This window comes from Allorhizocola rhizosphaerae, from assembly GCF_003426775.1.
Lineage (GTDB): Bacteria > Actinomycetota > Actinomycetes > Mycobacteriales > Micromonosporaceae > Allorhizocola > Allorhizocola rhizosphaerae.
Window position 1 is genome coordinate 1 of the sequence record NZ_QJUG01000044.1, and the last position, 19,296, is coordinate 19,296.

Annotated in this window: 18 protein-coding genes and 1 pseudogene; 12 read left to right on the forward strand and 7 right to left on the reverse strand. The window is 68.1% G+C overall.

Annotated elements, in window-relative coordinates; genetic code table 11:
* The 3 genes and pseudogenes from DM816_RS11800 to DM816_RS11810 all read left to right on the forward strand — a co-directional run.
* Positions 1-1,310 (forward strand): annotated as a pseudogene (locus DM816_RS11800) (hypothetical protein); the annotation flags it as partial.
* Complete coding sequence (locus DM816_RS11805; RefSeq protein ID WP_117210254.1) at positions 1,291-2,970, forward strand: CTP synthase; 1,680 nt, start codon at positions 1,291-1,293, stop codon at positions 2,968-2,970. The pseudogene DM816_RS11800 and the gene DM816_RS11805, both read left to right, overlap by 20 nt.
* Before the next feature lie 156 nt (positions 2,971-3,126).
* Positions 3,127-3,606 (forward strand): NUDIX domain-containing protein, encoded by a 480-nt coding sequence (locus DM816_RS11810; RefSeq protein ID WP_117210255.1) that lies wholly within the window; start codon positions 3,127-3,129, stop codon positions 3,604-3,606.
* A gap of 86 nt (positions 3,607-3,692) precedes the next feature.
* Here the strand turns inward: DM816_RS11810 and DM816_RS11815 are convergent, their stop codons facing one another.
* Positions 3,693-4,940, reverse strand: a complete 1,248-nt coding sequence (locus tag DM816_RS11815) for an acyl-CoA thioesterase/BAAT N-terminal domain-containing protein (protein WP_117210218.1) — start codon at positions 4,938-4,940, stop codon at positions 3,693-3,695.
* Positions 4,941-5,118: 178 nt separating this feature from the next.
* Here DM816_RS11815 and ald point away from each other — a divergent pair, with 178 nt between their 5' ends.
* The 5 genes from ald to DM816_RS11840 all read left to right on the forward strand — a co-directional run bounded on the left by ald (position 5,119) and on the right by DM816_RS11840 (position 10,111).
* On the forward strand, positions 5,119-6,234 hold the full coding sequence (ald, locus tag DM816_RS11820; RefSeq protein ID WP_117210219.1) for an alanine dehydrogenase: 1,116 nt from the start codon (positions 5,119-5,121) through the stop codon (positions 6,232-6,234).
* Positions 6,235-6,317: 83 nt separating this feature from the next.
* Positions 6,318-7,244, forward strand: coding sequence for a ParA family protein (locus DM816_RS11825; protein ID WP_117210220.1), 927 nt, complete (start codon positions 6,318-6,320; stop codon positions 7,242-7,244).
* A gap of 9 nt (positions 7,245-7,253) precedes the next feature.
* A complete protein-coding gene (locus DM816_RS11830; protein ID WP_211588646.1) occupies positions 7,254-8,129 on the forward strand; it encodes a segregation and condensation protein A in 876 nt (291 codons plus the stop codon).
* A complete protein-coding gene (gene scpB / locus DM816_RS45750) occupies positions 8,122-9,366 on the forward strand; it encodes an SMC-Scp complex subunit ScpB (protein ID WP_117210222.1) in 1,245 nt (414 codons plus the stop codon). The genes DM816_RS11830 and scpB overlap by 8 nt, the downstream gene beginning before the upstream one ends.
* A complete protein-coding gene (locus DM816_RS11840; protein WP_246001897.1) occupies positions 9,359-10,111 on the forward strand; it encodes a pseudouridine synthase in 753 nt (250 codons plus the stop codon). The genes scpB and DM816_RS11840 overlap by 8 nt, the downstream gene beginning before the upstream one ends.
* On the opposite strand, the gene DM816_RS11845 is transcribed toward DM816_RS11840, so the two are convergent.
* The 3 genes from DM816_RS11845 to DM816_RS11855 are packed head-to-tail and all read right to left on the reverse strand — an operon-like array spanning position 10,062 to position 12,086.
* A complete protein-coding gene (locus tag DM816_RS11845; RefSeq protein WP_246001898.1) occupies positions 10,062-10,871 on the reverse strand; it encodes a GNAT family N-acetyltransferase in 810 nt (269 codons plus the stop codon). The genes DM816_RS11840 and DM816_RS11845 overlap by 50 nt on opposite strands.
* Positions 10,872-10,881: 10 nt before the next feature.
* Complete coding sequence (locus DM816_RS11850; protein ID WP_117210224.1) at positions 10,882-11,742, reverse strand: hypothetical protein; 861 nt, start codon at positions 11,740-11,742, stop codon at positions 10,882-10,884.
* On the reverse strand, positions 11,739-12,086 hold the full coding sequence (locus tag DM816_RS11855; RefSeq protein ID WP_162907361.1) for a hypothetical protein: 348 nt from the start codon (positions 12,084-12,086) through the stop codon (positions 11,739-11,741). Before DM816_RS11855 ends, DM816_RS11850 begins: the two co-directional genes overlap by 4 nt.
* A 76-nt stretch (positions 12,087-12,162) precedes the next feature.
* Between DM816_RS11855 and DM816_RS11860 the strand changes: the two genes are divergently transcribed.
* Positions 12,163-14,625 (forward strand): DEAD/DEAH box helicase, encoded by a 2,463-nt coding sequence (locus DM816_RS11860; RefSeq protein ID WP_117210226.1) that lies wholly within the window; start codon positions 12,163-12,165, stop codon positions 14,623-14,625.
* On the opposite strand, the gene DM816_RS11865 is transcribed toward DM816_RS11860, so the two are convergent.
* Positions 14,595-15,710, reverse strand: a complete 1,116-nt coding sequence (locus tag DM816_RS11865; protein WP_246001899.1) for a cytochrome P450 — start codon at positions 15,708-15,710, stop codon at positions 14,595-14,597. The two genes, DM816_RS11860 and DM816_RS11865, sit on opposite strands and share 31 nt — an antisense overlap.
* Positions 15,711-15,728: 18 nt before the next feature.
* On the opposite strand from DM816_RS11865, the gene DM816_RS11870 reads away from it, so the two are divergent.
* Positions 15,729-16,421 carry a chorismate synthase gene (locus DM816_RS11870; protein WP_117210227.1) on the forward strand — a complete coding sequence of 231 codons (693 nt, stop codon included), beginning with the start codon at positions 15,729-15,731 and terminating at the stop codon, positions 16,419-16,421.
* On the forward strand, positions 16,418-17,521 hold the full coding sequence (menC, locus tag DM816_RS11875) for an o-succinylbenzoate synthase (protein ID WP_117210228.1): 1,104 nt from the start codon (positions 16,418-16,420) through the stop codon (positions 17,519-17,521). The genes DM816_RS11870 and menC overlap by 4 nt, the downstream gene beginning before the upstream one ends.
* Before the next feature lie 70 nt (positions 17,522-17,591).
* On the opposite strand, the gene DM816_RS11880 is transcribed toward menC, so the two are convergent.
* Positions 17,592-18,125 (reverse strand): TetR/AcrR family transcriptional regulator, encoded by a 534-nt coding sequence (locus DM816_RS11880; RefSeq protein WP_211588648.1) that lies wholly within the window; start codon positions 18,123-18,125, stop codon positions 17,592-17,594.
* Between the two features lie 140 nt (positions 18,126-18,265).
* Here DM816_RS11880 and DM816_RS11885 point away from each other — a divergent pair, with 140 nt between their 5' ends.
* Complete coding sequence (locus DM816_RS11885; protein WP_117210230.1) at positions 18,266-18,640, forward strand: nuclear transport factor 2 family protein; 375 nt, start codon at positions 18,266-18,268, stop codon at positions 18,638-18,640.
* Here DM816_RS11885 and DM816_RS43700 read toward each other — a convergent pair.
* Positions 18,630-19,070 carry a nucleotidyl transferase AbiEii/AbiGii toxin family protein gene (locus DM816_RS43700; RefSeq protein ID WP_211588649.1) on the reverse strand — a complete coding sequence of 147 codons (441 nt, stop codon included), beginning with the start codon at positions 19,068-19,070 and terminating at the stop codon, positions 18,630-18,632. The genes DM816_RS11885 and DM816_RS43700 overlap by 11 nt on opposite strands.
* Positions 19,071-19,296: the final 226 nt, after the last annotated feature.

Sequence of the window (19,296 nt, forward strand, 5' to 3'; positions counted from 1 at the left end):
TGGTGGATCTGGCTCCGACCGCCCTGCGTGTACTGGGCCGCGAGCCGCCGGAGCGCATCTTCGCCGGTGCGCCCGCCGCGTCGGCCCCGGGCCGCCCGGACGATCTCACGGCGGCTTTGGCAGCGCTGGCCGACGCCGACCGGCGCGCCTCGGCCGCGCTCGGCGTGTCGCGCTGGTTCTTCACCGGGCTCGCCGCGCTGCAGATCGCGTTGTTCGTGGCCATGCTTCGGCTGTTGCAGCGCAAGCGGTCGCCGCGCGGGGCAGAGACCGTGCTGATCGGCGCCGGTCTGGTGCTGCCGTCAGCGATCATGGCGGACGCGTTTCCGTGGTGGCGGTCGGGGCTTGCGGGCCCGATCTTCATCGGGATCACGCTCGCCCTGACCGCGCTGCTGACGTTCGGCGTGACCCGGCTGCCACGCATCACGCAGACGCTGACCCCGCTCGGCGTGGTGTCGTCGATCGCCGCGGCGGTGATCTGCCTCGACCTCGTGACGGGGTCGCGGCTGCAGCTCAACGGCGTGGTGGGGTATTCGGCGCTGCAGGGCGGCCGGTTCGCCGGTGTGGGCATCGTTGTCATGGGCGTCTTCATTGCGGGCGCGCTCATGGCGGCGGGCTGGCTGGCTCACGTGACGCCGCAGCGGTACCGCACAATATCGATCGTCGGCATCGGCGCGGTCGCGATCGTGCTCATGGGCAGCCCCAACCTGGGCGCCGACGCCGGGGGAGCGGTCGCGCTGACCGCCGGGGTCTGCCTCGCCGCCGCGCTCGCCGCCGGTGGCTGGCTCACCTTCACCCGTCTGGCCTGGGCGGTCCTGGCCGGCCTCGTTGTCACGCTGGGCTTCGCACTGGTCGACATCGGCCGCCCCGTGGAACATCAAGGCAGCCTGGGCCGTCTTTTAAACCAATTTTCAGAGGGTACGGCTTCACTCACCCTGCATCGGGTGGCGTTGAACAACGTGAGCACGTTCGTCTCCAGCGCGCTGACCATCCTCGCCATCGCGGCCGCCGTCTTCGTCTGGGCGGTGCTCATGCGCCCGTGGGGCGGGCTGAAGAGGCTATTCGGGATCTACCCGGCCGTGCGGGCCACAGCGACCGGCATGGCCGTGGCCACCCTGATCGCGGGCGTGCTCGGCGGGGCCGCGCTCAACGTCGCGGGCGCCGCAGCCGCCACGGCTGTGCCGCTGCTCACTCTCACGGCGCTGCGCGTGCTCGAACACGCTGCCGATCGAACACCCGGTCTTGCGGGAACAAGCGCACGCGATGTTAGTGTGAAATCCCGTGGCGCGGACGATGACATCATCAGTGACTAAGCACATCTTCGTGACGGGGGGTGTGGCCTCCTCCCTTGGGAAAGGCCTGACCGCCTCCAGCCTCGGCAATCTGCTCACCGCGCGCGGTCTGCGCGTCGTCATGCAGAAGCTCGACCCGTACCTCAACGTCGACCCGGGCACCATGAACCCGTTCCAGCACGGCGAGGTCTTCGTCACCGACGACGGCGCCGAGACCGATCTGGACATCGGGCATTACGAACGTTTCCTCGACCGCGACCTCTCCGCCAAGGCCAACGTCACCACGGGGCAGATCTACTCCGCCGTGATCGCCAAGGAGCGGCGCGGTGAATACCTGGGCGACACCGTCCAGGTCATCCCGCACATCACCAACGAGATCAAGTCGCGGATCCGGGCCATGGCCTCGCCTGACGACCACGGGCGCACGCCCGATGTCGTGATCACCGAGGTGGGCGGCACGGTGGGCGACATCGAGTCGCTGCCGTTCCTGGAGGCCATCCGCCAGATCCGGCACGACATCGGCCGGGACAACTGCTTCTACCTGCACGTGTCGCTCGTGCCCTATCTTGCGCCGTCGGGGGAGCTCAAGACCAAGCCGACGCAGCACTCCGTGGCCGCGCTGCGCAACATCGGCATCCAGCCCGACGCGCTGGTGTGCCGGTCCGACCGCGACATCCCGGCCAACATGAAACGCAAACTCGCGCTGTACTGCGACGTCGACCAGGAGGCGGTGGTCTCCGCGCCGGACGCGCCGAGCATCTACGACATCCCGAAGGTGCTGCATCGGGAAGGCCTCGACGCCTATGTGGTACGGAGGCTCGGGCTCTCGTTCCGCGACGTCGACTGGACCGCGTGGGACGACCTGCTGGAGCGCGTGCACCACCCGATCCACGAGGTGACGATCGCGCTCGTCGGCAAATACATCGACCTGCCCGACGCATACCTGTCGGTGTCGGAGGCCATCCGGGCGGCGGGCTTCCATCATCGGGCCAAGGTCAACCTGCGCTGGGTGGCCAGCGACGACTGCGAGACGCCCGAGGGCGCGGCCAAGGCGCTGTCGCAAGTGGACGGTGTGGTGATCCCGGGCGGGTTCGGTGTGCGGGGGATCGAGGGCAAGATCGGCGCGGTGCGGTACGCGCGGGAGAACAAGATCCCGACGTTGGGCCTGTGCCTGGGCCTGCAGTGCATGGCGATCGAGGTGGCGCGCGATGTGGCTGGGATCGCGCGGGCGTCGTCGTCGGAGTTCGACGAGCGCACACCCGACCCGATCATCTCGACCATGGCCGACCAGGAGGACATCGTGGCGGGCAAGGGCGACATGGGCGGGACCATGCGGCTGGGGTCCTATGTGGCCAAGCTCACGCCGGGCTCGATCGTGGCGGAGCTTTACGGCACGGTCGAGGTCACGGAGCGGCACCGGCATCGATACGAGGTCAACAACGCCTATCGGGACGCTCTTTCCCGCTCGGGGCTGCTTGTGTCGGGTACCAGTCCGGATGGAAAGCTCGTCGAATTCGTCGAGATGGATCGGGAGCTGCATCCATATTTCGTGGCCACGCAGGCACACCCGGAGCTCAAGAGCCGCCCGACGCGGCCGCACCCGCTGTTCTCCGGTCTGGTCGGAGCGTCCATCGCATACGCTCAGGCGGACCAATTGCCGGGCGTGTCCGCGGGAGTGTGAACTCTCTTTCCGGGCCGCGGTAGGGCTCGGACCGCTTCGCGGCCGAGCCCTACCGCGCCAAGAGCACGGCTTCGCCTGAACGGAGTTAAAACTTTGTACGAGGTGGTCGAGAGTGTCGAGAAGTACCACGGGCGCATCTTCAGCGTGGTTGCCGACATGGTGCGGATGCCCGATGGGCAGGTGCATCCCCGCGATGTGGTGACCAAGCTGCATGCCGTGGGCGTCGTGCCGATCGATGGCGAGGGCCGGGTGGTGCTCGTGCGGCAATACCGGCACGCGGTGCGCGACTACTTGTGGGAGCTGCCGGCCGGGTTGCTCGACGTCGACGGCGAGGACCCGGCCGACACCGCCCGGCGGGAGCTCAACGAGGAGACCGACCTGGTCGCGGGCAGCCTGGAACACCTGCTCGACCTGCACCTGTCGCCGGGCTTCACCAACGAGTCGATCCGGATCTACCTGGCACGAGAGCTGGCAGACGTGCACGACGACCACCGGCACGTGCGTGTCGCGGAGGAGGCCGACATGCAGGTCCGCCGGTTCCCGCTGCGCGAGGCCGTGGACATGGTGTTCAAGGGCGAGATCACCAACGCCGCGAGCGTCGCCGGGCTCCTCGCCGCCGCGGTGCGCCTGGCTTGACGATTTCTGCCGCTCCAGTGGGTTGACTCCGTTCAGGCGAAGCCGTGCTTTTGGCGCGGGTGAGGTCGATCGCGAAGCGTCCGAGCTCACCCGCTGCCGAGATTCAGGAAGGCGAGCACCCTGGGCCAGCCGTCACGCCGGGCCGCGGCGTCGGCCTGACGGCTGCCGCCCAGCTCGATGCGGACGCCGGTGAGCGGGTGGTTGAACCGGATCCCCGTGGGCTGGTAGGGAAACGTGCCGACGGCGTGACCGGCCTCCGGATAGATCAACGGCGGTACGGCGCCACGCACGCTGGAGGCGATGCTGCGCGCGGAGATGGCCGCGGGCCAAAGGTTGTCGTCTTCGCCGGCGATGGCCAGCACCCGTGCGGTCACATGGTCGACCGGGATCGGGCCTCGGCCAGCAAGTGGCCGGCCGTCGCGGGTCCACGCGGCCCCGCCGGGTGGATAAGAACCCCATATGTATTGGTTCGGCGAGTAGAGGACCGCACCGTCGACCAGTTGCGGAAAATGCTCCGCCAGCAGAAGGGCCACCTCGGCGCCGCGTGAGTAGCCCATGACCACGAGGCGCCTCACGCCAGGTCCAGACAGGGTGCGCAGCTGGTTGAGCGCGGCGGCGAAGTACTCCAGCGGGATGTCGCGCAGCGTGCTGGGCAGGCCGGTGTCGGCAAAGTAGGCCAGCGACAGCGCGGGAAAGCCATGCGACGCGAACAGTGCGGCATCGTGCCGCAGGAAGTTGCCGCCTTCAGAGCCGCCGAAGACAAGGACGGCCACGCTCTTGGCCCCTTCGGGTGGGGGAAGAAACAGATCGCCGATGACACCGTCGGCCGCGAGGGTGAGCTTGCGATGTGTTACTCCCGGGATCGTCCATTCACGACGCCGTACGGAGTGGGCGATCTCGCGGCCGCGGGCGCGCACGGCCAGCCGGATCTCGAAGAAGCCGCCGGGCTCGGCAGCCGTCCGGAAAAACACATGTTTGTCGGGGTCGTCGCCGTTGGCTGGCACCATCGACCAGAACAGGCCCATGCCGTCCGCGCCCGAATAGGTGCCCGTAACCGGGGCATCCCGGTCGAGATCCACCACGCCGGACGCATCGGCCCGGAATCGCGCCTCGCCGCGCCACCGCGCCGCCGCGGCGTCCACGGCCTCCGTGGTCACGGTGATCGGTTCGCCCTTGGGCAGCCCGGCGACACGAATGTGCACAGGCTGGTCGGCGAGCTTCGAAGGTGCGGCGAGCCGGAGGGAAGCCACCCACGGCCGTTCAATGGGCCCTGACGCCGTCAGGCAGAGACCAACGATCAGGAGGAGGCAGGCGATCCCCGTACGCCGCGGCATGCGCGCCAGTCTAGGGAAGCCGGTCAATTCCCTGGCATTGTGTCAGAGTTGATCTACAGTGGCTGACAGGTTGCCGGGAGCAACCGGGGTATACCAGACCTAGACTCACCGCCCGGACGGTGTTCCGCGAAGAGCGGCAACGGGGCCGCTCACACCGTCGCAGGCACAGGAGGGCACTGTGAAGGTCGGAATCCCCCGCGAGGTCAAGAACCACGAGTATCGCGTGGCGATCACCCCGGCGGGCGTCAACGAGTTCGTCCGCAATGGCCACGAGGTGTACGTCGAGAGCGGCGCCGGCCTCGGCTCGACAATCACCGATGACGAGTATCGGGCCGCAGGCGCGCGCATCCTCGACACGCCCGAGGACGTTTGGGGTACCGCGGAAATGGTTTTGAAGGTCAAGGAACCGATCGCCGAGGAATACGACCGGATGCGGCCCGGGCAGGTGCTGTTCACCTACCTGCATCTGGCGGCGTCGAAGCAGTGCACGGACGCGCTGCTCACGCAGAAGGTGACAGGCATCGCCTACGAGACCGTGGAGACCGCCGATCGGTCGCTGCCCCTGCTCGCGCCGATGAGCGAGGTGGCCGGGCGGCTCGCGCCGCAGGTCGGGGCATATCACCTGATGCGCTTCAACGGTGGGCGCGGCCTGCTGCCGGGCGGAGTGCCGGGCGTGCGGCCCGCGAAGGCCGTCGTGATCGGCGCGGGTGTCTCGGGCATGAACGCGGCCACGATCGCCAACGGGCTCGGGTTCGAGGTCGTGCTGCTGGACCTGAACATCAACCGGCTGCGGCAGGCCGACCAGCTGTTCCACGGTCGCGTTCGGACGGTCATGTCGAACGCCTATGAGCTGGAGCACGCCGTGCTTGAGGCCGACCTGGTCATCGGTGCGGTGCTCGTGCCCGGCGCGAAGGCGCCGACACTGGTGACCAATGACATGGTCCGCCGGATGAAGCGCGGCAGCGTGCTGGTCGACATCTCGATCGACCAGGGCGGGTGCTTCGAGGACTCGCACCCGACCACGCACGCCGACCCGGTGTACCAGGTCCACGAGTCGGTCTTCTACTGCGTGGCCAACATGCCCGGCGCCGTGCCGCACACGTCGACTTTCGCGCTCACAAATGTCACCCTGCCGTACGCCATCCAACTGGCCAACCACGGATGGCGCGACGCGCTGCGCAAAGACCGCGCGCTTGCGTTGGGGCTCAACACCTTTGACGGCTATCTGACCTACGGGCCGGTGGCCGAGGCGCACCACCTTCCCTATTTGACTTTGGAACAGGTGCTCGCTTGATGCCTTGTCACCGCGTGTCTGTCTGCGTGGCGGACACGCGGTGACGTACAGTCCTTCGTGATAGGGCGGAAGGGCGAAACAGGATGGCAGGCAGCGAGCGGGCAGAGGCATGGACCTCGACGCTTCGGGCGGAGACCTCCAGCATGGACCTGAGCGCTGACCTCGGGCCGGCGGATCCCTCCGCCTACACGGCGCGCAAGGAAATCCCTGAGCCGATGCCGACCGACCGGCATGGCCCTGCCCGGATCATCTCCATGGCGAACCAGAAGGGCGGGGTCGGCAAGACGACCACGACCATCAATCTCGGCGCGGCACTGGCCGAATATGGGCGCAAGGTGCTGCTGGTCGACTTCGACCCGCAGGGCGCGCTTTCGGTCGGGCTCGGGGTCAATCCGCACAACCTTGATCTCTCGGTCTACAACCTGCTCATGCAGGACGACGTAGTGGCCGAGGACGTGCTGATCAAGACCGACGTGGCCAACCTGCACCTGCTGCCGGCCAACATCGACCTGTCGGCGGCCGAGATCCAGCTGGTCAACGAGGTCGCGCGGGAGATGGCGCTGGCGCGGGTGCTGCGCAACGTGCGCAAGGAATACGACTTCATCCTGATCGACTGCCAGCCGTCGCTGGGCTTGCTGGCGATCAACGCGCTGACCGTGAGCCATGGCGTGCTCGTGCCGCTGGAGTGCGAGTTCTTCAGCCTGCGCGGCGTGGCGCTGCTGCTGGACACGATCGACAAGGTGCGTGAGCGGCTCAACTTCGACCTGGAGTTGGAAGGCATCCTGGCCACGATGTATGACAGCCGGACCACGCACTGCCGGCAGGTGCTGCAGCGGGTCGTGGAGGCTTTCGGCGACAAGGTGTACCAAACGGTGATCACCAAGACGGTGAAGTTCCCGGAGTCGACTGTCGCGGGCGCGCCGATCACCTCGCTGGATCCGGCCTCGTCCGGGGCGCGCAATTACCGTCAGCTGGCCCGCGAAGTGATCGCGGCCCAGGCGGCCCGCTAATCTTTGTCGGTGAGCTCCGCGGAAGTCCTGCCCGCTGAACCGTCCGGTTCGGCGCGCTTCACCGTGCGGCTGACCAACTTCGAGGGCCCGTTCGACCTGCTGTTGCAGCTGATTGGCAAGCACAAGCTGGATGTGACCGAGGTCGCGCTGCACCAGGTGACCGACGACTTCATCGCGCACATCCGGTCCATGGGCGACCAGTGGGACCTGGACGAGGCGAGCGAATTCTTGGTCATCGCGGCCACGCTGCTGGACCTGAAGGCGGCGCGGCTGCTGCCCGCGGCGGACGTCGAAAACGAGGAAGACCTGGCGCTGCTGGAGGCGCGTGACCTGCTGTTTGCCCGGCTGCTGCAATATCGGGCATTCAAGCAGGCAGCGGCGCATATCGCCGCGCTGTCGGAGGTCGGGGAACGGCGCTGGCCCAGGTTGGTCGCGTTGGAGGCCCGGTTCGCGGAGGCCTTGCCGGAGCTCGTGCTGGGGATCGGGCCCGAGCGGCTGGCCAAGTTGGCGGCCAAGGCGTTCACACCTAAGGCGCCCCCGCCGGCCGTGTCGATCGCGCACATCCACCAGGTGCGGGTGAGCGTGCGGGAGCACGCCGAGATCCTGCGGCTGAAGTTGATCGAGCTGGGAGCGGCGAGCTTCCGGGTGCTGACAAGCGACTGTGTGAACACGTTGGAGGTGGTCGCCCGATTCCTCGCGTTGCTGGAGCTCTATCGTGAAGGGCTGGTCGGATTCGATCAGATGCAGGCGCTGGGCGAGTTGAACGTCCGGTGGACTGGTGGGGACAGTACGCCGACCGCCCTCCACTTCGACGAGTATGAGCAGGAAGAGATGCGCGAAGATACGGCCGAGGCTGCGGCCGGGGGGACCGAGAGCGATGAGTGACGATCTGGCGGCCAACGCCGCGACCTGGGTGCCGCCATGGCAGCGACCCGCATCCGGGGCGTCCTCCCACGGCAGCATGGGCGACGAGGTTGACGCGGCCGAGCCGGGTGCGAGCCACGAACCGGGCGGCGCAGCCGAATCGGATGGGCCTGAGCGCGACGTGACGCCCGAGGTTGAGTCGCCCACGGCCGGAGGCGGCGGGGTTGGCGAGGCCATGGCAGCCGCTGAGGAGCCAGCGGGCTTGGTCGGGACGGAGGCTGAGGGCGACGCTGCGGCGACGACGGCTGATGCGGACGTGGCTGAGTCGGACGTGGCTGAGTCGGACGTGGCCGAGTCGGCGGGGGAGTCGGCGGCCGAGACACGCGTTGATGCGGATCTGCCGCGGCAGTGGGTCGGGCTGGCGGGTGCGCGGTGGCTGGACACCGGGGGCGCGAAGCAGGCGGACGATGCGGGCGTGGTCGTGGACCTGCCCGGCGTCGTGCAGTCTGGTGTGGACGCTGCTGCGGGTGCGGATGTGGCAGAGGTTGTGCCGGTGCCGCCGCCTGCGCGGGCGCGGGTGCGGCCGCGGAGCAAGGCGGGTGCCCCCGAGGTGGCCGGACCTGGCGTGGCAGCCGGGGTTGATGCGCCCGGCGGTGCGGTGGCTCTACCCGCGCAACGGGTGTCCGATGTGGACGAAATGCCGCCCCGTCAACTGGACGAGAGCGAGCTGGTGCCCGCGCTTGAGGCCATCCTGATGGTGGTGGACGAGCCGGTGAGCGAGATTACCCTCGCGGGTGTGCTCGACGTGCCGGCGGAGATGATCGCCAACGCACTGATCGATCTGTCCGCGGCCTACACGCGCGACGGCCGCGGGTTCGACCTGAGGCGTGCGGCGGGTGGCTGGCGGTTCTACACGCGGGCCGACTATTCGTCCTATGTGGAGAAGTTTGTGCTCGACGGGCAGCAGATGCGGCTCACGCAGGCGTCGTTGGAGACCCTCGCCGTGATCGCATACAAGCAGCCCGTGTCCCGGTCGCGCGTGTCGGCGATCCGCGGAGTCAACTGCGACGGTGTGATCCGCACGCTGATCACCCGCGGCATGATCGAGGAGTGCGGCACCGACCCCGACTCCGGCGCGCATCTGTACCGTACGACAAATCTGTTCTTGGAAAAGCTGGGGCTCGATTCGGTGGAGCAATTGCCGCCGCTGGCGCCGTTCCTGCCCGACAATCTGGACGAGGTGGCCGCAGGTGGCTGAGGAAAGGCTGCAAAAGGTGCTCGCGGCCGCGGGCATCGGGTCCCGGCGCGCATGCGAGGACCTGATCGGGCGTGGCCGGGTGACCGTGGACGGCAAGCGCGCGACCCTGGGCGACAAGGTGGACGCCGAAACGGCGGTGATCCACGTCGATGGGCAGCGCGTGGTGACCGACACCCGGCTGGTGTACCTGGCGATCAACAAGCCGCGCGGGGTCGTGTCGACGATGGCCGACGAGCTGGGCCGCGAGGCGATCGCGGACTACATCGGCGACCTGGGGGTGCGTGTCTACCACGTGGGCCGGCTCGACGCCGACACCGAGGGGCTGATGCTGCTCACCAACGACGGCACGCTCGCGCACAAGCTGACGCATCCGTCCTATGAGGTGCCCAAGACCTACATGGTCGAGGTGCAGGGGCCGCTGCCGCGTGCGGTGGGCCGGGCGCTGCAGTCCGGTGTCGAGCTTGAGGATGGCATCGCGCGGGTCGACTCGTTCAAGCTCGTGCAGGCCATCGACAAGTTTGCCCTGATCGAGCTCGTGCTGCACGAGGGACGCAACCGCATCGTGCGCCGCATGTTCGACGCGCTCGGCTTCCCGGTGCAGCGCCTGGTGCGCACGTCCATCGGCCCGATCAAGCTGGGCGACCTGCGCGTTGGCCGGCACCGCCGGCTCAACCCGGGCGAGATCGGCGCGCTGTTCAAGCTGGTTGAGCGCGAGCCCAGGCGCGAGTCTCGCGCACGACGGTGAACCCGGCGGAGCGATAGAGCGCCACCGCGGCGTCGTTTGTGGACGGTGTCGCGACCGCGACGGCGCTCGCACCTTGCGAGGCAAGCGCCGCGCACGCACCCAGCACCGCGTCACGCCCATAGCCGTGCCCGCGATGATCCCGATGCGTGCCAACCGGTTCGAGCAGCCCGCACCGGCCCACGCCCGCGAACCATCCGGTCGCGGCGGCGGCCGGCTCGCCTGCGGGCGTGCGCACGAGAACGTCCGCGCACTGCCCACCCGCGGGCGACTGCCGCATGTTGTGCCAGCGTTCCACGGTGAACGTGGATCCGTCGAACGCCGACCGCTGCACGATCACCCGGTCGGCGATGTCGGCGGCGAGCACTGGCAACGCGCGGCTCGACACCGGCCGCGGCGTCCATGCCATGACGACCCAGGGGTCTTCCGACTCCCGTGCCCATCCGGGAATGAGCAGGCCGTCGCACCAGTCGTTGCCCGGCTCCAGCAGCTGCAGCGCGTCGGCAGCGAGCGCCGCCAGGTCGGCGCCGGGCGCGGTGGCGACCCGCAGCACGGGGCCGTCGAGAAAGCCCACCGCCGCCGGTGCTTCACCAAACTGCCAGGAGTAGACGACGGCATCGTCAAACCGCAAATACCACCCCAGGTCGCCCGGGTGAAGGCCGTCACGGGGCGAGTCGCCCGGGGTCCAATCGTACAGTGCCCGCAACGCCGGGCCGGTTTCGGCGGGCGTGAGGTGCCGCCGGATCAGCGGGGTCGAGGTCACGTGGCGCAGACTAGCGAGCGCGCCAAGGCGTGGCGAATGTTTTAAACCAGTCGTCGAACTGTGCGATCGCCTCGGCCGTGGGTTTGCCGGGCGCGTTGGTGACCGGCTGGATCACCGGCGGCACGCCGACCGCGATCTCCCAGCTGGACCGGCGCCGCGTGCTGGCGGGCGGCGGCCCACCGGCCATCTGCACCACCATCCCGTGCGGCCCCACGCCCGGCCCCGGCAGCAGGTAGGCCCCGCCTTGCGGCGCATATGGGTTGCCGGGCGGGATGGGCAGCATCGACACGGGCTGTCCGGCCAGGGCCGGGACGGGCGCCGGAGCACCGGCCAGGGCACCCGACGCGGGCCGGTATCCGGGCAGCGCGGGCGGTGGCGAAGTGGCCCCGTCGGGTGTGGGCTCGACCCCGAGGCGGCTGCGATGATCGCGTATCTCGGCCGCGGCCACGAGCATGGCCGTGCGGGCGTCGTCGTTGAGCTCGGCCGCGACCTCCTCCCAGTATTCGGGGATCCAGTCGCTGGTGATGTCGTTCCACTGCCGCTGCAGCGGCTCGATGCGCTTTTTGGCCCCGCTCAGCGCGCTCATGATGCCGTGCAGGCCGCGGGCGGCCAGCGTCAGCGTGGACGCCTCCGCGTCGGCCGTGGCGATGAGCGCGTCCCAGCGCCCGAGCATCGGTCCGGCCGACGGGCCCTGCCACGCCTCGGCCAGCAGCTCACGCCGTGCGCGCAGCCCGTCGGCGTGCGCACCCATCAGGTCGGCCCGGCGCTGCAGACCGAACACCTGCTCCCAGCCCATCGGCGCACTCTCGCCGCGCACCGCATCCCAAAGCCGGGGAACGTCGTAGGCCTCCCAGGCCGTGCTCCAGATCATCGGCCCAGCTTCCGCAGGTTGCCTGCGCTCGCGCTGTCGACCGCCTCGTATCGCGTCACCACGTCATTAAGAGCGGACGCGATGGCCGTGATGTCACGTCTATGGTGATCTGCCCGGTCGGCGTGCCCGTCGAGCACGGTCAGCACCGCCCAACGCGCGGCGTTGGTCTCCCCGCACGGGGAGTATTGTCCGAAGTGGACTTCACGGGCGGGATCCTGCGTCAAATGCTGCGCCTCGCGCCGCAGCCATTCGCCGATCTCGCGCAATCCTCCCAGGTCAACCACGACCGGCGACGGGTCTTCCAGCATGACCGCCTCCACCGCACAATCTTGTCCGTTACTCACGCAGCGTATATGACGGGATCGATGTTCGCCCCATACGGTTCGCCTCACCCCAATGACATGGCACTATTGCGGGATTATGACGCTGACCTCCCTGCCTGAGCCGACCGATGAAGCCATCCTCGACGCCTTCGAGACCTGGGCGGGGGATCAGGGTCTGTCTCTGTACACGGCTCAGCAGGAGGCGCTGTTCGAGATCGTCACCGGCGCGAACCTGATCCTGAGCACGCCGACCGGCTCGGGCAAGAGCATGGTCGCGGTCGGGGCGCACTTCGCGGCCCTTTCGCACGGCAGCCGTAGCTTCTACACCGCGCCGATCAAGGCGCTCGTGTCGGAGAAGTTCTTCGCCCTGTGCGCGATCTTCGGCCCGGAAAATGTCGGAATGATGACCGGCGACGCGGCGGTCAACCCGGACGCCCCGATCATCTGCTGCACCGCCGAGATCCTGGCCAACCTCGCGCTGCGCGACGGCCCGGGGGCCGACGTGGGCACGGTCATCATGGACGAGTTCCACTTCTACGCCGAGCCGGATCGTGGGTGGGCGTGGCAGATCCCGCTGCTGGAGTTGTCCAATGCGCAGTTCGTGCTCATGTCGGCCACGCTGGGCGATGTCACGCGGTTCAAGGAGGACCTGACCCGGCGCACCGGCCGATCGACCGCCGTCATCACGTCGACCGAGCGGCCCGTGCCGCTGCTGCACAGCTATGTCCTGACGCCGCTGCACGAGACCATCGAGGAACTGCTCAGCACGCACCAGGCTCCCGTCTACATCGTGCACTTCACCCAGGCGGCCGCGCTGGAGCAGGCCAGCGCGCTGATGAGCATCAACATGTGCACGCGGGCGGAGAAAGACGCGATCGCCGAGCTGATCGGCAACTTCCGGTTCACCGCGGGATTCGGCAAGACGCTGTCGCGGCTCGTGCGCCACGGCATCGGCGTGCACCACGCGGGCATGCTGCCCAAATACAGGCGCCTGGTCGAGTTGCTCGCGCAGGCCGGGCTGCTGAAGGTGGTCTGCGGGACGGACACCCTGGGCGTGGGGATCAACCTGCCGATCCGCACCGTACTATTCACAGGTTTAAATAAATTTGATGGTACGAAAATGCGTTTGCTCAAGGCGCGCGAGTTCCATCAGATAGCGGGACGGGCGGGCCGCGCCGGTTACGACACGCTCGGCAGGGTCATCGTCCAGGCGCCCGATCACGTGATCGAAAATGAGAAGGCGGTGGCCAAGGCCGCGAGCGACCCGAAGAAGCTGCGCAAGCTCGTGCGCAAGAAGCCGCCCGAGGGTTTCGTGGGGTGGGGGCAGCCCACGTTCGAGCGGCTGGTCGCGGCCGAGCCGGAGCCGCTGACGTCCAGCTTCCACGTGTCGCACGCGATGGTGCTCAACGTCATCGAGCGCGGCGGCGACGTGTTCGGCAACATGCGCAAGCTGCTGACCGACAATCACGAGCCTGCGGCCTCGCGAAGGGCCCACATCCGGCGGGCGATCGCCATCTATCGCGGGCTGCGCGCGGCCGGGATCGTGGCGCAGGAGGACGGCAAGATCCGCGTGGTGGACGAACTGCAGCTGGGGTTCGCGCTCAACCAGCCGCTGTCGCCGTTCGCCGTGGCGGCGATCGAGCTGCTCTCGCCGGACGAACCGGGGTATGCGCTGGACGTCGTGTCCATCATCGAGTCCACTCTGGAGGATCCGCGCCAGGTGCTGTATGCCCAGCAGGACCGGGCCAAGGCGGAGGCGGTCGCGCAGATGAAGGCCGACGGCATCGAATATGAGGAGCGGATGGTGCTGCTGGAGGGCATCACCTACCCCAAACCGCTGGAGCAGTTGCTGGATGTGGCGTTCGAGTCGTATCGCAAGGGGCATCCGTGGGTGGCCGACTCGCGCCTGTCGCCGAAGTCGGTGGTGCGCGACCTGTTCGAGAAGGGCATGACGTTCGTCGAATATGTTGGCTTCTATGGGCTGGCGCGCTCGGAAGGGCTCGTGCTGCGCTACTTGGCCGACGCGTATCGCGCGCTGCGTCAGACCGTACCGGATGATGCAAAAACCGAAGAGCTCAATGATCTGATCGAATGGCTGGGCGAGTTGGTCAGGCAGGTCGATTCGAGCCTGCTCGATGAGTGGGAGCGGCTGCAGAACCCCGGTGAACCGGTCCAGGAGGCGGCCCCGCCGGCGGTGACGCGCAATGTGCGGGCGTTTCGGGTGCAGGTGCGCAACGCGTTGTTCCGGCGGGTTGAGCTGGCTGCACTGCGGCGATATGACCAACTCGACGAGGGCGTGGATTGGCGTTCCGCCTTGGACGAATACTTCGCCGAGCACGACGAGATCCCGACCGGCCCGCAGGCGCGCGGGCCGCGCTTCTTCGTGGTCGAGGAGGGTGCGGCGCAGTGGCGGGTGCGGCAGATCATCGCCGATCCGGAGTCCAATCACGACTGGCACATCACGGCGACGGTTGACCTCGAAGCGTCCGACGAGGCGGGCGAGGCCGTGATCACGGTGACCGGGTTCGGTCAGTTCCAGGCTATCGGGAGCGATTCGTAGCCGCGCAGGACCAGACGCTCCCGCCGGACGGGAGTGCCGTCGAGGCGCAGGCCTGGAAGTCCTTGCAGCAGAAGCGGGAAGGCGATCTGCGCCTCCAGCCGGGCCAGCGCCGCGCCCAGGCAGAAGTGCGCGCCCGCGCCGAACGAGATGGGCACGTTGTTGGGCCGCGCCGGGTCGAACCGGTCGGCGTTGTCGAAGCGGGCCTCGTCGCGATTGGCCGAGCCGATGAGCGCCAGCACGTAGGTGCCGGCCTGGACGCTCCGTCCACTCAAGACGGTCGGGGCGAGGGCGATGCGGGAGGTCAACTGCACGGGTGAGTCGTAGCGCAGGAACTCCTCGACGTAGGCGACCGGATCGTCGATGGATTTCGAGAACGGGTGTTCGAGCAGGGTCATGACGCCGTTGCCGATCAGGTTGCTGGTCGTCTCGAATCCGGCGATCAGGAGCAGGGACAGGTTGCCGAGCAGTTCGCCCTCGGTGAGCCCGTCCGCCTCGGCCAGGTCGGCGATCAGGCCGGGCCGGCGCGCCTTGACCAGGTGCTTGAAGTAGGCGCGCAGCAACTCGCCCGCGCTGCGGGCCGCGTCGAGCTCCTCCAGGGTGGCTGTGCCCTCCAGCACGACCGTGCTGTCGGCGGCGACGGATCTGAACCAGGTGCGGTCCTTCTCCGGTACCCCGAGCAGCTCGCAGATCACGTTGACCGGCAGCCGGTAGGCGAAGTCGGCCATCAGGTCGGCGCGGCCGCCTCCGTCGCCGCGCATGGCGTCGATCAGGGCCGTGGCCTGGTCAGCGATCGCGTCGCGCAGGCCGTGCACGCGGCGCGGGGTGAAGGCGCCGGACATGAGGCGGCGCACCCGGGTGTGATCGGGCGGGTTCATGGTGAGCAGGGACGTCTGGTCCGCGATCAGCGGGGCCCGCTCGACGCCGAAGTTGGCGTCGCGCAACACCTCGTCGACGGCGGCGTAGGACGTGGCGATGAGGAACCCGTCCATCACCTCGACCACCGGGCCGATCCGGCGCAACGCGGCATAGACGGGATACGGGTCGCGCCGGCCATCGTCGGAATAGAGGGCGTTGAACAGGTCCACGGCCGTTATCTTGGCACGATGGAGCAAGGGATCCTGCTGGTGCACGAGCCGGATCGGCTGCGGGAGGTGGCGCGGCTGTTCAACGAGATCTGGCGCGCGCCGGACGGGCGCTGGATCTTCGCACCCGATCTGCTGCGTTCGCTGGCGCATGCGGGCGGCGCGGTGCACGCGGCCTACGAGGCAGGCTCGCTTGCGGGTGCATCGGTGGCGGTGTTCGGACCGGCCAACACCGTCTACTCGTTGGTGGCGGGGGTGCGGGCGCCGGATCGTGGGATCGGATATGCGCTCAAGCAGGCGCAGCGGCGGTGGGCGCTCGGGCATGGCGCGACGGTGATGCGGTGGACGTTCGACCCGTTGGTCGGGCGCAATGCGCGGTTCAATCTGATGAAGCTGGGCGCGACGGCGGTTGCGTATTCCGTTGATTTCTACGGGCCGATGGACGACGGGGTGCAGGGCATGGATGAGACCGACCGGCTGACGGTGCAGTGGCGGTTGGACACGGACTCGCCGCGCCCCGAATTCGTCAAAAGCGGCGAGGGGGTGTGGTGTCAGGTGCCGCGCGACATCGTCGAATTGCGGCGCACCGATCCCGCTTCGGCCGGCAGGTGGCGTGTCGCGGTGCGCGAGGTCATGGTGCCCGCGTTCGCGAACGGTTTTGTGGCAACGGGGATGACGCGTGACGGGTGGTACCGATTGGAGAAGTCCACGTGAGGATCGAGCGGATCGAGCTGATACACATCCGGATGCCTTTGGTGGGTGCGTTCCGGACCTCTTTTGGGATTGATTTGGTACGGGACACGTTCCTGCTGCGCGTGCTGACTTCGGATGGTGGGCAAGGGTGGGGCGAGTACGGTGGCGATCCGGATCCGGCCTACTCGTCGGAGTTCTCGGCCGGCACGGAGATCGTGCTGGCCGAACACCTGATTCCGCGGCTGGACCGGGAGGTGACGGCCGCGCGGGTGGGGCCCGCGGTGCGTGGGGTGAAGGGGCATCGCATGGCCAAGGCCGTGCTGGAGACCGCGATCCTGGACGCGGAGCTGCGCTCGTATGGCATGCCGTTGCGCACCTATCTGGGGTCGGTCGTGGATCGCGTTCCGGCGGGCGTGTCGGTCGGCATCATGGACACGATCCCGCAGTTGCTGGAGCAGGTGGGCGCCTATCTGGAGGCGGGATATGTGCGCATCAAGCTGAAAATCGAGCCCGGGTGGGACGTGTTGCCGGTGCGCGCCGTGCGGGAGGCGTTCGGTGACGACGTGCCGCTGCAGGTCGACGCGAACACGGCATATTCGCTGACGGATGCTCGGCACCTGCGGCGGCTGGACGAGTTCGGGCTGCTGCTCATCGAGCAGCCGCTGGACACGGATGATCTGAGCGGGCACGCGCGCCTCGCGGGCTTGATCGATACACCGGTGTGTTTGGACGAGTCCATCGGTTCCGCCCGGGACGCTGCCGCGGCGATCGCGATGGGGGCATGTTCCATCATCAATATCAAGCCGTCGCGGGTCGGCGGATACCTTGAGGCGCGGCGCATCCACGACGTGGCGGCTGCGGCGGGTGTGCCGGTGTGGTGCGGCGGCATGCTCGAAACAGGTGTGGGCAGGGCGGCCAATCTGGCGCTCGCGGCACTGCCGGGGTTTGTGCTGCCGGGCGACACATCGGCCTCGAATCGTTACTACGCCGAGGATTTGACGGAGCCGTTCGTGTTGGACGCGGATGGGTGTGTCGCTGTGCCCACCGGCACCGGCATCGGCGTCACCCCGGATCCGCAGGTGCTGGAGCGCTACACGGTCGCACGCCGCCGGCTGCTCTGATCAGGTGGACGGCAGGAAGCCGCGCAGGTGAACCCCATCACGGCCACGAGGTATGACCCAGGTCGGGGTGCTATTTGGCGCGTGCACCGAGCATGCGCAGCAGGCTGGTGTGGAGCGAGTCCTGTGCGTCGTTTTTGGACAAACGGCCCGCCTGCTCCTCCTCGCTCGCGGTGTGCGCGAGCTTGATGGTGGCCGCGACGAGCCAGCCGGTGGGAAGTGCCGCATCGAACTCTCCGGATTTCCGGCCGCGCCGGATCACCCGCTCGATGCGGGCGGCGATGGGGGTGTGCTGCTCGTGGTCGGCCTGTGGGCTGAGCGGCAATAAGCTGATCTTTTGCAGCAGCGGTGCGGAATAACGCTCGACTGTCTGCGTGGCGGCGTCGAGCAGGCGCAGCAGCGCGTCCGCGGCTGGTCCGGTTTCGGGCGCCGCGGCGTCCATCGCGGCCACGGTTTCCTGGGTGACTTGGCCGAGGATTGCCAGAAGCACATGCTCTCGGGAAGGGAAGTGGGCATAGACCGTTTGGCGGGTCACGCCTGCGGCCACGGCGATCTTTTCCAGCCCGGCGTCGGGATCGGTGTTGAGCACCCGGACCGCGGCATTCATGATGGCCGTCCTGCTGCGCTGGGCATCGGCACGGCGATTGCGGGGCTGGGACGAAGTCATTTTTACGCCTTGTCAAAGTTGTGTCGTCGCGTATATCTTACAGAGTGTAAGAGATTCTCCCCTCCAGGAGCGCCAGCGCCATGCCTCGATTGAGCGATACCGATCCCAAGCAGTTCATCGCCGACTTCTTCACCTCGTTCACTGCCGACCTGTTGCGCGGCGACGACGATCCCGCGCTGATCGTCGATCGTTACCACACCGCGGACATCATCCAGGTCGCCGACGGGCACCGGATCGATCGCGACAAGCTCATCGCGCACACCCGGCCGGTACGCAAGAACCGGCCCAGCAGTCGCATCGAGGTCCATGACGCCATCGCCGACGGCGATCGCGTCGCCGCCCGCTACACGCTCCACGTGCAGCAGCGCGGGAAGGAGTTCGCCATCGAGGTGTGCTTCTTCGGGCAGTTCACCGACGACGGCCGCATGCGGCAGGCACACATGCTCACCCGGTGAGCCGATCCCAGCGCACAAGGCGGTTGAAGTGTGCCAGCGTCACGCGCACTGACTGATCGTCGCGGGCCACGACAAACTCAACCGTCTCGTCGTCGAAGCCGTCGGGCAGAAGTTCGGCTTCGAGGTCCGCGTCACCGAGAGCGTCGGCCACGAGTCGGGTTGCGGCACGCACACCGTCATCTGAGTCGGTGAACAAGTCGGCATCCTCGGTGGACCGTCGGACTATGCCGTGGGCGATCAGCGCGTGCCCACCGCGGAGGGCGAAGCCGTGCTGTTTGGCGGCCGCGAGAGCGATCCAGGCTACCTCTGTCTGGAGTGGATCAGCTGGGGTGTCGGTTTCCCGCGCGGCACGAACTCCTTTGGGCACCAACAATTCCGGCCACAACCGGATCAGTGTCGGGCCATCCAGCCACTTTGTCAACTCGGTCACTGAAACGGCTTCGCGGAGCACGGTCTCGTACATCCAGGCCGGCAGCGCCGGCTTGTCCAGGTTGACGTGGCGTTTGGGCTAGCAGAACAGGCGGCGAGGGAGTTCGACGATGCCCGAGGTGGGGCCGTGCGGGGCGCTCAGATCGGCGCGAAGACAGCACTGCGGTCCGGACGGGATTCAAACCGGCCCCGGCGGTGTTGGGTAGTGCGTGTCGTCATCACGAGAC

Excerpts from the sequence above, each read along its gene's own strand:
- DM816_RS11805 (WP_117210254.1), top strand. The coding sequence starts at position 1,291 with ATGACATCATCAGTGACTAAGCACATCTTCGTGACGGGGGGTGTGGCC.
- DM816_RS11810 (WP_117210255.1), top strand. The coding sequence starts at position 3,127 with ATGGTGCGGATGCCCGATGGGCAGGTGCATCCCCGCGATGTGGTGACC.
- DM816_RS11815 (WP_117210218.1), bottom strand. The coding sequence starts at position 4,940 with ATGCCGCGGCGTACGGGGATCGCCTGCCTCCTCCTGATCGTTGGTCTC.
- DM816_RS11825 (WP_117210220.1), top strand. The coding sequence starts at position 6,318 with ATGGCAGGCAGCGAGCGGGCAGAGGCATGGACCTCGACGCTTCGGGCG.
- scpB (WP_117210222.1), top strand. The coding sequence starts at position 8,122 with ATGAGTGACGATCTGGCGGCCAACGCCGCGACCTGGGTGCCGCCATGG.
- DM816_RS11850 (WP_117210224.1), bottom strand. The coding sequence starts at position 11,742 with ATGATCTGGAGCACGGCCTGGGAGGCCTACGACGTTCCCCGGCTTTGG.
- DM816_RS11860 (WP_117210226.1), top strand. The coding sequence starts at position 12,163 with ATGACGCTGACCTCCCTGCCTGAGCCGACCGATGAAGCCATCCTCGAC.
- DM816_RS11870 (WP_117210227.1), top strand. The coding sequence starts at position 15,729 with ATGGAGCAAGGGATCCTGCTGGTGCACGAGCCGGATCGGCTGCGGGAG.
- DM816_RS11880 (WP_211588648.1), bottom strand. The coding sequence starts at position 18,125 with ATGAATGCCGCGGTCCGGGTGCTCAACACCGATCCCGACGCCGGGCTG.
- DM816_RS11885 (WP_117210230.1), top strand. The coding sequence starts at position 18,266 with ATGCCTCGATTGAGCGATACCGATCCCAAGCAGTTCATCGCCGACTTC.